The sequence below is a fragment of the Bradyrhizobium tunisiense genome (genome assembly GCF_042263385.1).
Classification (GTDB): Bacteria; Pseudomonadota; Alphaproteobacteria; order Rhizobiales; family Xanthobacteraceae; genus Bradyrhizobium; species Bradyrhizobium tunisiense.
In genome coordinates this window covers 1,351,820-1,365,323 of sequence record NZ_JBHLEV010000001.1, presented here as the reverse complement: position 1 = coordinate 1,365,323, position 13,504 = coordinate 1,351,820, and the positions used below count along the sequence as shown (strand labels likewise).

Here is a 13,504-nt window from a genome sequence, read left to right as displayed (position 1 = left end):
ATGAGCATGTCGGCAATCGAACGTGTCATTCCACTGGTCGGCCATCTGCCGCCCTCGATCCGTGAGGGTCTGGCGCGGCGCATGCGCGAGCTCACCGGCCTCGGCCTGATCGCACTGTCCGGCGTCGCCTCGGCGGCGCTGATGACCTGGTCGGTGCAGGATCCCAGCCTCAGCCACGCCACCTCGCGGCCGATCCGCAACATCCTCGGCTATGCCGGCGCGATCGGCGCCGATCTTGCGATGCAGATTCTCGGGCTCGGCGCCATCATGCTGGTCCTGACCGTCGCGGTCTGGGGCTGGCGCATGATGACGCATCGCCCGTTCGATCGCGAGGCGCTGCGGCTGGGCTCCTGGATTCTCTGTACGGTGATTGCGGCGGGCTTCGTCAGCTGCTGGCCCCACGGCGGCGCATGGCCGCTGCCGACCGGCCTCGGCGGCGTGGTCGGCGACGCCCTGGTGCGCGCGCCCGCGGTGATTTTCGGACCGGCCGGCACGATCTATCGCATCGTGCTCGGCACGATCCTGTTCGCCGCGCTGGCCGCGACATTCCTGATCGCCTGCGGTCTTGGCGCCCGTGAGCATGACGACGACCTCGCGGAGATCGAGGATGACGACAAGCCGCTTGACGAAGACGAGGAGAACGATCGCGGCTCGGTGTCGCTGGGCTGGCTGTTCCATGCGCTGATGAGCACCAAGGCACGGTTGGGCTGGCTGCTTGGCGCCGCCTATCGCTCGCTGGTCTCGAGCGGACCGAAGACCAAGGCCGCCGCATTCAGCCGCCAGGAGCCGAATCTCGGCGGCGGCCGCGCCGCGCCCTCGATCTCGCCGCAGCCCGAAGACGAGCACGACGAACACGACGAGGACGAGCACGAAGAGGTCGAAGAGGAGGAGCCCGTCGCGCGCGCCCCGCGCAAGAAGGCCGCGCCGAAAGCTCCTGCCAAGAAATCCTCCGACAAGTTCGAGCTTCCGTCCGTGTCCGTGCTGGCGGCGCCCAAGGCCGGCGATCGCCAACCGCTCAGCAAGGCCGAGCTGGAAGCCAATTCCCGTTCGCTCGAAGGCGTGCTGCAGGATTTCGGCGTGCGCGGCGAGATCGTGAAGGCCAATCCGGGTCCCGTCGTCACGCTGTACGAGCTGGAGCCGGCGCCCGGCATCAAATCGTCGCGCGTGATCGGCCTTTCCGACGATATCGCCCGGTCGATGAGCGCGCTGTCGGCGCGCGTCGCCGTCGTGCCCGGCCGCAATGCCATCGGCATCGAGCTGCCCAATGCGCATCGCGAAAAGGTCTATTTGCGCGAACTGCTGATCGCAAAGGAGGCGACCGACACGGTTGCGAAGCTGCCGCTCTGCCTCGGCAAGACCATCGGCGGCGACCCCGTTATCATCGACCTTGCGCGCACGCCGCACATGCTGATCGCCGGCACCACCGGCTCGGGCAAGTCGGTCGCGATCAACACCATGATCCTCAGCCTGGTCTACCGGCTGCGTCCTGACCAGTGCCGGCTGATCATGGTCGATCCGAAGATGCTCGAACTCTCCGTCTATGACGGCATCCCCCATCTGCTCACGCCCGTCGTGACCGACCCGAAGAAGGCGGTGGTCGCGCTGAAATGGGCCGTGCGCGAGATGGAAGAGCGCTACAAGAACATGGCCAAGCTCGGTGTGCGCAACATCGACGGCTACAACACACGCCTGCTCGAATTGAAGGCCAAGGGCGAAGAGCCGACGCGCACGGTTCATACCGGCTTCGACAAGGAGACCGGCAAGGCGATCTACGAGGAAGAGAAGCTCTCGCTCGACCCGCTGCCCTACATCGTCATCATCGTCGACGAAATGGCCGACCTGATGATGGTGGCCGGCAAGGACATCGAAGGCGCAGTGCAGCGCCTCGCGCAGATGGCACGCGCCGCCGGCCTGCACGTGATCCTCGCGACGCAGCGTCCGTCGGTCGACGTCATCACCGGCACCATCAAGGCGAACTTCCCGACCCGCATCGCCTTCCAGGTGACGTCCAAGATCGACAGCCGTACCATTCTGGGTGAGATGGGTGCCGAGCAGCTGCTCGGCCAGGGCGACATGCTCTACATGGCCGGCGGCGGCCGCATCAGCCGCGTGCACGGACCTTTTGCGTCCGACGAGGAAGTCGAGAAGGTCGTGCGTCACCTCAAGACGCAGGGGCAACCGGAATATCTCGAAGCGGTTACCGCCGAGGAGCCGACCGAGGACGAGGACGGCGCGGTGTTCGATGCGACCGGCATGGGCGGGGATGGCGGCGGCGATCTATTCCAGCAAGCCGTTGCGATCGTCAAACGCGACCGCAAGGCATCGACCAGTTACATCCAGCGCCGCCTGCAGATCGGCTACAACCGCGCCGCTTCACTGATGGAGCGCATGGAACTGGAAGGCATCGTCGGACCCGCCAACCATGCCGGCAAGCGCGAGATTCTGGTCGAGGAAGAAGACAGCCATATGTGAGGCAGCCGCCTCGACACATCATTTCACGCGAAATCGTTATCTGCTTTTGCCCGAAACCACGCTAAAAGACGCCCAGCCATACAGGACGACGCGTTGATCAGACATCCGGACATTCGATTCGCTGCCACCATCGCCGCGCGAAGCGCGCGGGTGGCCGGCGTGCTGCTCGTCACTGCCGCGATGGTGACCACGACGTCGCTCGCGCAGACCGTGCCGGTGCCGAAGCCCGCACCGAAGGGCCGTGATGGTGCTCAATCCGGAGGCGGTGGACCGGCTGTCACCGGCGCGACGCAGGCGCCGCCGAATCCTGTGATCCCGGATCCGCGCCGCAACGTGCCGAGCAGCATCTTCCAGACCTTCGATGCGAACCAGAAGGCTCAGGCGGCCAAGGTCAGCGCCTATCTGTCCTCGCTGCAGACGCTGGTCGGAAATTTCGTCCAGGTCGGCCCCGACGGCAGCAAGACCCAAGGCGATTTCTACATTCAGAAGCCGGGCAAGGTCCGCTTCGAATATGACGCGCCGAGCCCGATCGACATCGTCGCCGACGGGTCCTCGCTGGTGGTGCGCGACCGCAAGCTTGCGACCCAGGATGTCTACCCGCTGTCGCAGACGCCGCTGCGCTTCCTGCTGTCCGACCGCATCGACCTGATGAAGGACACCAACGTCGTCAACGTCTCCGCCGACGACGTCTTCGTCAGCGTCACCATCGAGGAGAAGCAGGCGCTGGTCGGCACCAGCCGTCTCCTGTTGATGTTCGGCGCCAAGGACGGCCAGTTGAAGCAGTGGACCGTCACCGACCCGCAGGGCTACGACACCACGATCGCGGTCTATAATCTCGATACGAGCAAGAAGCTCGATCCCGGCATGTTCAAGATCGACTTCACCAATTACGCCCCGTCGCCGGGTTGAGCGCTCCGCTGCCGTAAGGTGGGCAAAGGCGCGTTTTGCGCCGTACCCACCATCTCTCGTCTCGCGGCAGGAACGTGGGCACGCTTCCGCTTTGCCCACCCACGAGAGCTCGTTGTGGACAAGCGTTTTCCCCACGCCAATCCATGCTAAGACGCATTTCCCATGCGTCTTTCCCTGACAACCTGGAACATCAATTCGGTGCGGCTGCGCATCGATCTGGTCGCGAAATTCCTCAAGAGCGCGCGGCCGGACGTGCTGTGCCTGCAGGAAACCAAGTGCATCGACGATGCGTTTCCGCTGAAGCGCTTCAAGCGGCTTGGCTACGAGCACGTCGCGCTGAACGGGCAGAAGGGCTATCACGGCGTCGCCATCGTCTCGAAGATTCCATTCGAATCGAAGGACATCCGCACCTTCTGCGACAAGGTGGATTCGCGCCACATCTCGGTGTCGTTCGGCGAGAAGGCCAATATCGCAAAGCCGCTGGTGCTGCATAATTTCTACGTCCCCGCCGGCGGCGACATTCCCGATCCCGCGCTGAACGAGAAGTTCGACCACAAGCTTCGCTTCCTCGACGAGATGAAGGCGTGCGAGCCGCTGCATCCGCGCGGCGATGACAGGCACATCCTGGTCGGCGATCTCAATGTCGCCCCGCACGAAAACGACGTGTGGTCGCACAAGCAGCTTCTGAAGGTGGTCTCGCATACGCCTGTCGAAACCGAGAAGCTCCAGGCCGCGCTCCAGGCCGGCGACTGGGTCGACGTCGCACGCGAGCGCATCCCGATGTCCGAGAAGGTCTACACGTGGTGGAGCTACCGTTCCGCCGACTGGACCGTCGGCGATCGCGGCCGCAGGCTCGACCACATCTGGGTCTCGCGCGCGCTGAAAGACGCGGTCAGTGATTTCAAGATTCTTCGCGATGCGCGGAGCTGGGAGCGGCCATCGGACCATGTGCCGGTCACGGTGACGCTGGAGGTGTGAGGTCCCTGTCGTCCTTCCGGGTTCGCGCTATGCGCGCCCCGGAATGACAGGCGGAAAGACCTATGACGTCAGCTTCGCACCCGCCATCAAAATATCGCTCGCGATCTGGCTGGAGCGCACCGCGAATTCATCGCGCAGGCGCACGGCGGCGGCCGGGTCGCTCTCGAGCACGCGCTGGAACAGGCTGCGGGCGACGCGGATGACGGAGGAGTGCTCCAGCGCGATCGCACTCGACGGCCGCTTCATCGGCACCACCAGCGCGAGCTCGCCGATCAATGCGCCGGGACCGGCGATCATTTCGGCGCCGGCGCCGTCGTCGACCCGGAAGGCGCCGCGTTGGACCACGAAGCCGGCATCGGCATCGTCGCCGAGATTGAACAGAGTGTCGCCGCGGACGAAGTCACGCTGCTCGGAGCCGATCGCCAGCATGCGCAACGAGGCGTCTCCCAACAGGCGCAGTGTCGGGACTCGCTCGAGAAGCGCTACGTCGTCGTCGATTGACATTCAGATCCGAGGCTCAAGGGCATGCGATCTAAAACGATTCGCACGCCCTTCAAGCGTATCACGGCACCAGCTTGTAGCCACCGGCTTCCGTGACCAGGATTTCCGGGTTGGCGGCGTCCTTCTCGATCTTCTGGCGCAGGCGGTAGATGTGGGTTTCCAGCGTATGGGTGGTCACGCCGGAATTATAACCCCAGACCTCCTGGAGCAGGGTCTCGCGCGAGACCGGCATCTGGCCGGCGCGGTAGAGGAAGCGGAGGATGGCGGTTTCCTTCTCGGTGAGCCGCACCTTGCGCGCGTTGGCGGCGGTGAGCATCTTGGAGCCAGGCCTGAAGGAATAGGGGCCGACCGAGAACACCGCGTCCTCGCTGGCCTCGTGCTGACGGAGCTGGGCGCGAATGCGGGCCAGCAGGACGGCGAATCGGAAAGGCTTTGCCACATAGTCGTTGGCGCCGGATTCCAGCCCCAATATCGTATCGGAATCGGTGTCGTGCCCGGTCAGCATGATGATCGGGGCCTTGAAGCCGCCCTTGCGCAGGGAGCGGACCACTTCGCGGCCGTCGGTGTCGGGCAGACCCACATCCATCAGGACGAGATCGGGGGCATTGGCCTTGGCGGCGCTCGCGCCCTTGGCGCCGGTATCCACGGCCGAGGCTTCGAATTCTTCGTGTAGCGATAGTTGCTCCACCAACGTGTCTCGCAGATCGGTATCGTCATCCACGATCAGGATCTTGCGGGCATTGGCCATAGGGGGTCATCCTTTTGGGGTCCGACTCGGCGCGCATCCATGCTGCACCCAGCCGTGAGGGAAGTTTAGGGGGGTCGCTGTTGTTATTGTTGTTCGTGTTGAAGTAGTGGGCTGTCACCGATTCACAAGCCAGAACCACTCTAACCCAAAATAGCCGGCGGCTTTGATGAATGTCCTGTAATGAATTCGACACCGCAATTACAAATGAAAAGCAAAGCATCTTCAGTCGGTTACACCATGAATCGAAGCGCCGGGCCGCTCTCCGCGATCCGCGTTAAGCCTGCAGCCGGAAATCCGCGCCGAGGTTGGCTGACGGCGGGATCGCTGATCATACCGGTCGCGCTGGGGCGGGGCGGCATTCTGGCCAACAAGCGCGAGGGCGACGGCGGCACCCCCAGGGGCAGCTTCCGTCCCAGGCGGTTGTGGTGGCGGGGCGACCGCCACAGCCGGCCGCAGAGTTTCTTGCCGACCCGGATCATCACCGCAGCCGACGCCTGGTGCGAGGATCCCAGCGACCGCCATTACAACCAGGCGATCCGGCTCGGCGAGGGGCAGGGCGGTGACCGGCTCAAGCGTGCCGACCATCTCTATGACTTCATCGTCGAAATCGACCACAATACGAGGCCACGGATCGCCGGCCGTGGTAGCGCGGTATTTTTGCACCTGGCCCGCGACAATTTCGGTCCGACCGCGGGCTGCGTCTCCATGACGAAATCTGCGATGCTGCAATTGCTGCGGCGGCTGGGACCAAGGACAAGAATCATCATCGGGTGAGGATGCATGCTCGACAGGGATCAGATCGCGGCCGCATCGCGCGTCCTCGTTCAACATTGGCGCGACGGCTCCAAGCTTGACGCGCTGGAAGCGCGATTGCGACCGCAGAGCCGCGCCGAGGGCTACGCCATCCAGGCTGCGCTCGACACCCAGTCGTTTGGAAAACGGCTCGGCTGGAAGATCGCGGCCACGAGCGTATCAGGACAGAAGCACATCAACGTCACGGGACCGCTGGCCGGCCGCATCATGAGCGACACATTGATCGCCGATGGCGGCATCGCGTCGATGAAGGGCAACGAGATGCGCGTCGGCGAGCCTGAGTTCGCCTTCCGCATGGGGCGCGACCTGCCGCCGCGCGCGACGCCGTTCGGGATCGACGAGGTGCTGGCCGCCGTGGACAGCCTGCATCCCGCAATCGAGATTCCCGATTCGCGCTTTGCCGATTTCGTCAGCGCGGGCGAGGCCCAGCTCATCGCCGACAATGCCTGCGCGCATCTGTTCGTGCTGGGCGAGGCGACGGCTGCCAACTGGCGCGCGATGGATCTCGCCGAGGAGCGGCCGGTGATCACGTTGCGCGGCCAGCGCCATATCGGCCACGGCAAGAACGTGCTCGACGATCCCCGCGCCGCGCTCGCCTGGCTTGCCAACGAGCTGCGGGGACTCGGAATCACCTTGCGGGCAGGGGAGGTCGTGACCACCGGCACGTGCCATCCGCCGCTGCCGATCCAGGCCGGCGATCATCTTGCCGCGGACTTTGGCGTGCTGGGAAAGGTGTCGGTGGGCTTCGTGTAGAGGCTCAAACTTCGCCGTCATTGCGAGCAGCCCTTGCGACGAAGCAATCCAAAATCCGCGGAAAGATTCTGGATTGCGTCGCTACGCTCGCAATGACGAACTCAACAGCCTTGTCGAGGCACGTGTCCCGCTAACGGCTCCTACCGATGCCCGAAGATCGCGCTGCCCACGCGGACGTGGGTGGCACCCAACATGATGGCGTTGGCGAAATCCGCGCTCATGCCCATCGAGAGATTCGTCAATCCGTTGCGCGCGGCGATCTTGGCGGTCAGCGCGAAATGCGCCGCCGGCGGCTCGTCGACCGGCGGAATGCACATCAACCCGGAGATCGTCAGCCCATAGGTGTCGCGGCAGCTGGCGAGGAAGGCGTCGGCCTCGCCGGGCGGGACGCCGGCCTTCTGCGGCTCCTCGCCGGTGTTGATCTGGACGAAGAGCTGCGGGTGCTTGTTCTGGGATTCGATTTCCTTGGCTAACGCTTGGCAAATGCTCGGACGGTCGACCGAATGGATGGCGTCGAACAGCGCGACCGCCTCTTTCGCCTTGTTGGATTGCAGTGGTCCGATCAGATGCAGCGCGATGTCGGAGTAAACAGACGTTAACGCGGGCCACTTGCTTTTGGCCTCCTGCACCCGATTTTCGCCGAACACGCGCTGTCCGGCGTCGATGATCGGGACAATGGCATCCGCGGCGAAAGTCTTGGACACCGCGATCAGCGTCACGGAGGCGCGATCGCGTCGCGCATCCCTGCAGGCGCGGGTGATTTCGGCTTCGACCGCCGCAAGCGCGTTTGGTGAATGGCCGGTTACCGGCGCGGCATTGGCTTCTGTCATGACGTCGTTTGGTTGTGCTCGTAACCGGAGGTAAGTCCAATTTTACCGAGTTCAAGCAAGAGTTTTTGAACCCTTCGCTTTACCTTGGCCCACGGGGTGGGTAGCGAAGATGGCAAGCATCAGTCTCAACCGCAAACGGGCGAAACTCAAGCAGGTTCTCGGAATCCGGGCGCGGCTCGCATTGCTCGCGGTGATTCTGGTGGCGCCCTTGATGCTCGAGCGCATCCGTTCGCTCGAAGACACCCGCGCCCGGCAGATCGCGCAGGCCACGGTTGAATTCACCACCGTCGCAAGGCATAGCGCCGATGCGCAGCGCCAGGTGATCTCGTCGGTCGAGACCATCCTGAAATCGGAAGCTTTCATCCGCGCCTCCGCCGGCGGCGTCAGCAAGAGCTGCGACGTGCTGCGCGCGAGCCTGCCGTCGAACCTGCCCTGGATCCGCACGCTGTTGATCGCAGGCCAGGACGGGCGCATTCAATGCGCCACCAACAACATGTATGTCGGCCTCGACCTGAGCGACCGGCCGTATTTTCAGCAGGCGCAGGAAACCGGCCGCTTCGTGCTGAGCGATTTCATCCTGTCGCGGCCGGTGCTGACGCCGACCGTGATGGCGGTTTACCCGGTATCCGCCTTCAGCGGCGTGCCCGATGCCGTCGTGCTCGCCACGGTCAATCTCGACTGGATGTCGAAGGTGATGAGCAATCTGGGCGGCCGCGCCGGCATCACCGCCGTGCTGGTCGATAGCGCAGGCACCGTGCTGGCCGCACCCGCCGATCAGCACGCCGCGGTCGGCCGGCCCCTCGACAATCTGCCGCTGATGTCCGCGATCGCCGATCGCGCGCTACGGTCGGACCAGGATGAAGGCACGCTGTCTTTCCTCGCCGCCGACGGCTCCCGCCGCGCGGTCAGCTACATCCGCATCGCGGGCACCAATGCCCGCCTGATCGCCAGCATCGACGAAGACAAGGTGTCCGCGGCGGTCAGCCGCGACATCCGCACCGCCTATCTCCAGCTCGCTTTCGTCGTTGTATTCGTCCTGCTCGGCGCGCTGATCGCCGCCGAGAAACTCGTCATCAAGCCGATCGAGATGCTCGTCGACATGGCCAAACGTCTCGGCGAGGGCGATCTTTCGGCCCGCGCGGCGCGCAACCGCCTGCCGGCCGAGTTCGTGCCGCTGGCCCGCGCGTTCAACGCGATGGCCGCGCAGCTTAGCCAGCGCGAGCGCGAGTTGATCGCGAGCAACGACCGTCTGACGGTGATGGCCTCGATCGACATGCTCTCGGGGCTTGCCAACCGGCGCGGCTTCCAGAGCCGGCTCGACTTCGAGTGGATGCGCGCGCAGCAATATGGCAGCGACCTTGCGCTTCTGATGATCGACGTCGACCATTTCAAGCTGTTCAACGACACCTATGGCCATCTCGAAGGCGATTCCTGCCTGACCAGGCTCGGGGAATCCCTGTCCGGCATTGCCGCCGACAACATGGGCTTCGCGGCGCGCTATGGCGGCGAGGAATTCTGCCTGTTGCTGCCGAACACCGACGTGACGCGCGCCGTCGAAATCGGCGAGCAGGTGCGCGCGGCCGTGCTGAAGCTGTGCCTGCCGCACATCACGTCAGCCCATATGATCGTCACGGTCTCGATCGGCGTTGCCGCCACGAAACCCAACGAGAGCTTGCGTCCGGGCGACCTGATCGAAGCCGCCGACGCCGCGCTCTACGCCGCAAAACACCGCGGCCGCAACACCGTCGTCGAGCACGGCATCATGGTGATCGACCATGGCGCAGCCACGATCGCGATGGCGGGCTAAACCGCCGCAATCTCCCGATCGAGCTCCGTCTCGGCAATTACGCGATTGCGGCCACTTCTTTTCGCGAGATAGAGCGCGCGGTCGCAGCATTCGACCAGGTCGATCATGGCTTCTCCCGGCTGAAACTGTGCAGCACCGATTGCAGCCGCTGAGAGGCCAAGGAGGCCGCCGCGCCGTCATCATCGAGTTGGTCGGAAGCGGTGGCGAGCTTGGCGCAAGGTCCCGGCCTCAGGGTTCCCACAACTTGGCCCCGCGGCTTCAATCACCTCTTGAAATCGAGCCTCCTCCGTAATGGACCGAGAGCCCAGAGGTGCGACCGAGGGAATTCTATCGGTTTTTGGCAACCCATTGACCCGTTACGGACTTTTATGGCCTAGTCCGCCGTCTTGAGCCGGCCGAACCCACGAAAACCCCAACGATTCCATGACCTCCGAACGCTATAATGCCCGCGACGCCGAACCGCGCTGGCAACGCCTCTGGGACCAGCAGGCGATCTTCGTTTCCAGGAACGACGATTCGCGGCCGAAATATTATGTGCTCGAGATGTTCCCCTACCCGTCTGGGCGCATCCATATCGGCCATGTCCGGAATTATACGCTCGGCGACGTGCTGGCCCGCTTCATGCGCGCCAAGGGATTCAACGTGCTGCACCCGATGGGCTGGGACGCCTTCGGCCTGCCGGCCGAGAATGCCGCGATCGAGCGCAAGGTCGCGCCGAAGGCCTGGACCTACGACAACATCGCCGCGATGAAGAAGCAGCTCCGCTCGATCGGGCTGTCGCTGGACTGGTCACGCGAATTCGCGACCTGCGACCCCAGCTACTACAAGCATCAGCAGAAGATGTTCCTGGACATGCTCGCCGCCGGCCTCGCCGAGCGCGAGAAGCGCAAGCTCAACTGGGATCCGGTCGACATGACCGTGCTCGCCAACGAGCAGGTGATCGATGGCCGCGGCTGGCGCTCCGGTGCGATCGTCGAGCAGCGCGAGATGAGCCAGTGGGTCTTCAAGATCACGAAGTATTCGCAGGAATTGCTGTCGGCACTGGATGGGCTGGACCGCTGGCCCGACAAGGTGCGGCTGATGCAGCGCAATTGGATCGGCCGCTCGGAAGGCCTGCTGGTCCGCTTCGCGCTCGATCAGGCGACGACGCCTGCCGGCGAGAGTGAGCTGAAGATCTTCACGACGCGCCCGGACACGCTGTTCGGCGCGAAATTCATGGCGATCTCGGCGGATCATCCTCTGGCGCAGGCAGCTAGCGCAAAGAACCCGAAGCTCGCGGAATTCATCGCGGACATCAAGAAGATCGGCACCGCGCAGTCGATCATCGACACCGCGGAAAAGCAGGGCTTTGACACCGGCATCCGCGCCGTGCACCCGTTCGATCCCTCCTGGAAGCTGCCGGTCTATGTCGCGAATTTCGTGCTGATGGAATACGGCACCGGCGCGATCTTCGGCTGTCCGGCGCACGACCAGCGCGACCTCGACTTCGTCAACAAATACAATCTCGGCAACACGCCCGTCGTGTGCCCCGAGGGCCAGGACCCGAAAACCTTCGTCATCACCGACACCGCCTATGACGGTGACGGCCGCATGATCAATTCGCACTTCCTGGACGGCATGACGATCGACCAGGCCAAGGACGAAGTTGCAAAACGCCTGGAAAACGAGCTGCGCGGCAACATGCCGGTCGGCGAGCGGCAGGTGAACTTCCGCCTACGCGACTGGGGCATTTCGCGCCAACGCTATTGGGGCTGCCCGATACCGGTCATCCATTGTCCGAAATGCGACGTGGTCCCGGTGCCGGACGCCGACCTGCCGGTGGTGCTGCCGGAAGATGTGAGCTTCGACAAGCCGGGCAACGCGCTGGACCATCATCCGACGTGGAAGCACGTCACCTGCCCGAAATGCGGCGGCAGCGCTAACCGCGAAACCGACACCATGGACACCTTCGTGGATTCGTCCTGGTATTTCGCGCGCTTCACCGATCCCTGGAACGAGAACGCGCCGACGACGCCCGCGGTCGCCAACCGGATGCTCCCGGTCGACCAGTATATCGGCGGCGTCGAACACGCGATCCTGCATCTGCTCTACAGCCGCTTCTTCACCCGCGCGATGAAGGCGACCGGCCACATTGCGCTGGACGAGCCGTTCGCCGGCATGTTCACGCAGGGCATGGTGGTACACGAGACCTACCAGAAGGCCGACGGCACCTATGTGCAGCCGGCCGAGGTCAAGGTCGAGGTTAGCGGCAACGGACGCCGCGCTACGCTGCTCGCCACCGGCGAAGACATCCAGATCGGACCGATCGAGAAGATGTCGAAGTCGAAGAAGAACACGGTCGACCCCGACGACATCATCGAGACCTACGGCGCCGACGTCGCCCGCTGGTTCATGCTGTCGGACTCGCCGCCCGACCGCGACGTGATCTGGAGCGACGAGCGCGTCCAGGGCGCCTCGCGTTTCGTGCAGCGGCTGTGGAGGCTGGTGAACGATTCCGTCGAGTTCGGCAAGGGCGCGCCGGCGGCCCGCCCCGCCAGCTTCGGCCCCGACGCCACCGCCCTGCGCAAGGCCGCCCATGGTGCGCTGGACAAGGTCACGACCGGGATCGAACGGCTGCACTTCAACGTCTGCCTCGCCCATATCCGCGAGTTCGCCAATACCTTTTCGGAGATCCTGCAGCGCCCCGGCCAGTCCGCCGCGAGCCTGGCTCCAGACTTGGCTTGGGCGATCCGGGAAGCCGGCCAGATCCTGGTCCAGCTGTTCTCCCCGATGATGCCGCATCTCGCTGAGGAGTGCTGGCAGGTTCTGGGCCAGAGCGGGCTGGTTTCGGAGGCCAATTGGCCCCAAATCGAACGCGATTTGCTGGTTGAAGACAGCGTGACCCTGGTGGTCCAGGTCAATGGCAAGAAGCGGGGTGAGGTCACAGTTGCAACAGCGGCCCAGAATCCGGAAATCGAGGCTGCCGTTTTGGCCCTCGATGCGGTAAAGCTGGCCCTGGACGGCAAGCCCGTCCGCAAGGTGATCATCGTCCCCAAGAGGATCGTAAATGTTGTCGGCTAGGATCCGCATCGCAGCCCGCTTGCTGGCGGTCGCCGCCTTGGCCGCGCTGACGGCCGGCTGCTTCCGGCCGATGTATGCCGAGCGAAGCGACGGCACCCCCGGCCTGCGCGAGAAGTTGATGGGCATCGAGCTGCCCCCGATCACCAAGCCCAATGCCTCCCGCGAGGCCCGGGTCGGCGTCGAAATCCGCAACGCGCTGGCCTTCAAGCTTTACGGCAGCGCGACAGGCATGCCGCCGACCCACAAGCTGGACATCCGTTTCACCACCAGCCGTTCCTCGCTGATCGTCAGCTCCACGACGGGACTGCCGACCAGCGAAAATCTTGGCATCGACGCCCAGTATAGGCTGGTCGATGTCGCGACCGGCGCGGCGGTCATGACCGGCTCGACCTTCTCCCGCGTGTCCTACGACATGCCGGGGTCCTATCAGCGCTTCTCGCGCACCCGCGCCATGCGCGATGCCGAGGATCGGGCCGCCAACGAGATCGCCGAGAACATCACGACCCGGCTCGCCTCGTTCTTCACCGCCGGCACATAAGATCACTCCAGTCATTCCAGGGTGCGCGAAGCGTGAACTATGGTGCGCAATTGCGCACCTGAGAATCCAGAGATTGTGGGTCGAGATTCCGGGTT

At 64.2% G+C, this 13,504-nt stretch carries 11 protein-coding genes and 1 pseudogene; 8 read left to right on the top strand and 4 right to left on the bottom strand.

All coding sequences use genetic code 11. The annotated features are described in order from the left end of the window. The 3 genes from ACFDR6_RS06405 (at nucleotide 1) to xth (ending at nucleotide 4,359) form a co-directional block, all read left to right on the top strand. Nucleotides 1–2,472: a DNA translocase FtsK gene (locus ACFDR6_RS06405; protein ID WP_375857777.1), complete on the top strand. Its 2,472-nt coding sequence runs from the start codon at nucleotides 1–3 to the stop codon at nucleotides 2,470–2,472. A gap of 150 nt (nucleotides 2,473–2,622) precedes the next feature. After that, complete coding sequence (locus ACFDR6_RS06400; protein WP_212084551.1) at nucleotides 2,623–3,381, top strand: outer membrane lipoprotein carrier protein LolA; 759 nt, start codon at nucleotides 2,623–2,625, stop codon at nucleotides 3,379–3,381. A gap of 162 nt (nucleotides 3,382–3,543) precedes the next feature. Then, nucleotides 3,544–4,359 (top strand): exodeoxyribonuclease III, encoded by an 816-nt coding sequence (gene xth / locus ACFDR6_RS06395; protein ID WP_375857776.1) that lies wholly within the window; start codon nucleotides 3,544–3,546, stop codon nucleotides 4,357–4,359. Between the two features lie 60 nt (nucleotides 4,360–4,419). On the opposite strand, the gene ACFDR6_RS06390 is transcribed toward xth, so the two are convergent. Both ACFDR6_RS06390 and ACFDR6_RS06385 read right to left on the bottom strand, forming a co-directional pair. Next, complete coding sequence (locus tag ACFDR6_RS06390) at nucleotides 4,420–4,863, bottom strand: cyclic nucleotide-binding domain-containing protein (RefSeq protein WP_194405284.1); 444 nt, start codon at nucleotides 4,861–4,863, stop codon at nucleotides 4,420–4,422. Nucleotides 4,864–4,921: 58 nt separating this feature from the next. Further along, nucleotides 4,922–5,608 (bottom strand): response regulator transcription factor, encoded by a 687-nt coding sequence (locus tag ACFDR6_RS06385; RefSeq protein ID WP_007598630.1) that lies wholly within the window; start codon nucleotides 5,606–5,608, stop codon nucleotides 4,922–4,924. A gap of 237 nt (nucleotides 5,609–5,845) precedes the next feature. On the opposite strand from ACFDR6_RS06385, the gene ACFDR6_RS06380 reads away from it, so the two are divergent. Then, nucleotides 5,846–6,382: a L,D-transpeptidase family protein gene (locus ACFDR6_RS06380; RefSeq protein WP_375857920.1), complete on the top strand. Its 537-nt coding sequence runs from the start codon at nucleotides 5,846–5,848 to the stop codon at nucleotides 6,380–6,382. A gap of 6 nt (nucleotides 6,383–6,388) precedes the next feature. Next, entirely contained in the window at nucleotides 6,389–7,174 is a 786-nt protein-coding gene (locus tag ACFDR6_RS06375; RefSeq protein ID WP_375857775.1) for a 2-keto-4-pentenoate hydratase, read from the top strand. 140 nt (nucleotides 7,175–7,314) lie between these two features. On the opposite strand, the gene ACFDR6_RS06370 is transcribed toward ACFDR6_RS06375, so the two are convergent. Continuing rightward, complete coding sequence (locus ACFDR6_RS06370; RefSeq protein ID WP_317241776.1) at nucleotides 7,315–8,004, bottom strand: YggS family pyridoxal phosphate-dependent enzyme; 690 nt, start codon at nucleotides 8,002–8,004, stop codon at nucleotides 7,315–7,317. Between the two features lie 109 nt (nucleotides 8,005–8,113). Here ACFDR6_RS06370 and ACFDR6_RS06365 point away from each other — a divergent pair, with 109 nt between their 5' ends. Then, the gene (locus tag ACFDR6_RS06365; RefSeq protein WP_212082745.1) at nucleotides 8,114–9,811 is read left to right on the top strand and encodes a diguanylate cyclase domain-containing protein; all 1,698 of its coding nucleotides are present in this window, start codon (nucleotides 8,114–8,116) and stop codon (nucleotides 9,809–9,811) included. Here the strand turns inward: ACFDR6_RS06365 and ACFDR6_RS06360 are convergent. Continuing rightward, nucleotides 9,808–9,951, bottom strand: a pseudogene (locus ACFDR6_RS06360) (GGDEF domain-containing protein); the annotation flags it as partial. The gene ACFDR6_RS06365 and the pseudogene ACFDR6_RS06360 sit on opposite strands and share 4 nt — an antisense overlap. Nucleotides 9,952–10,234: 283 nt before the next feature. Here ACFDR6_RS06360 and leuS point away from each other — a divergent pair. Together leuS and lptE are read left to right on the top strand one after the other, a co-directional pair. Further along, on the top strand, nucleotides 10,235–12,871 hold the full coding sequence (leuS, locus tag ACFDR6_RS06355) for a leucine--tRNA ligase (RefSeq protein ID WP_375857774.1): 2,637 nt from the start codon (nucleotides 10,235–10,237) through the stop codon (nucleotides 12,869–12,871). Continuing rightward, nucleotides 12,858–13,409, top strand: coding sequence for an LPS assembly lipoprotein LptE (lptE, locus tag ACFDR6_RS06350; RefSeq protein ID WP_212082752.1), 552 nt, complete (start codon nucleotides 12,858–12,860; stop codon nucleotides 13,407–13,409). Before leuS ends, lptE begins: the two co-directional genes overlap by 14 nt. The last annotated feature ends 95 nt before the right edge of the window (nucleotides 13,410–13,504 follow it).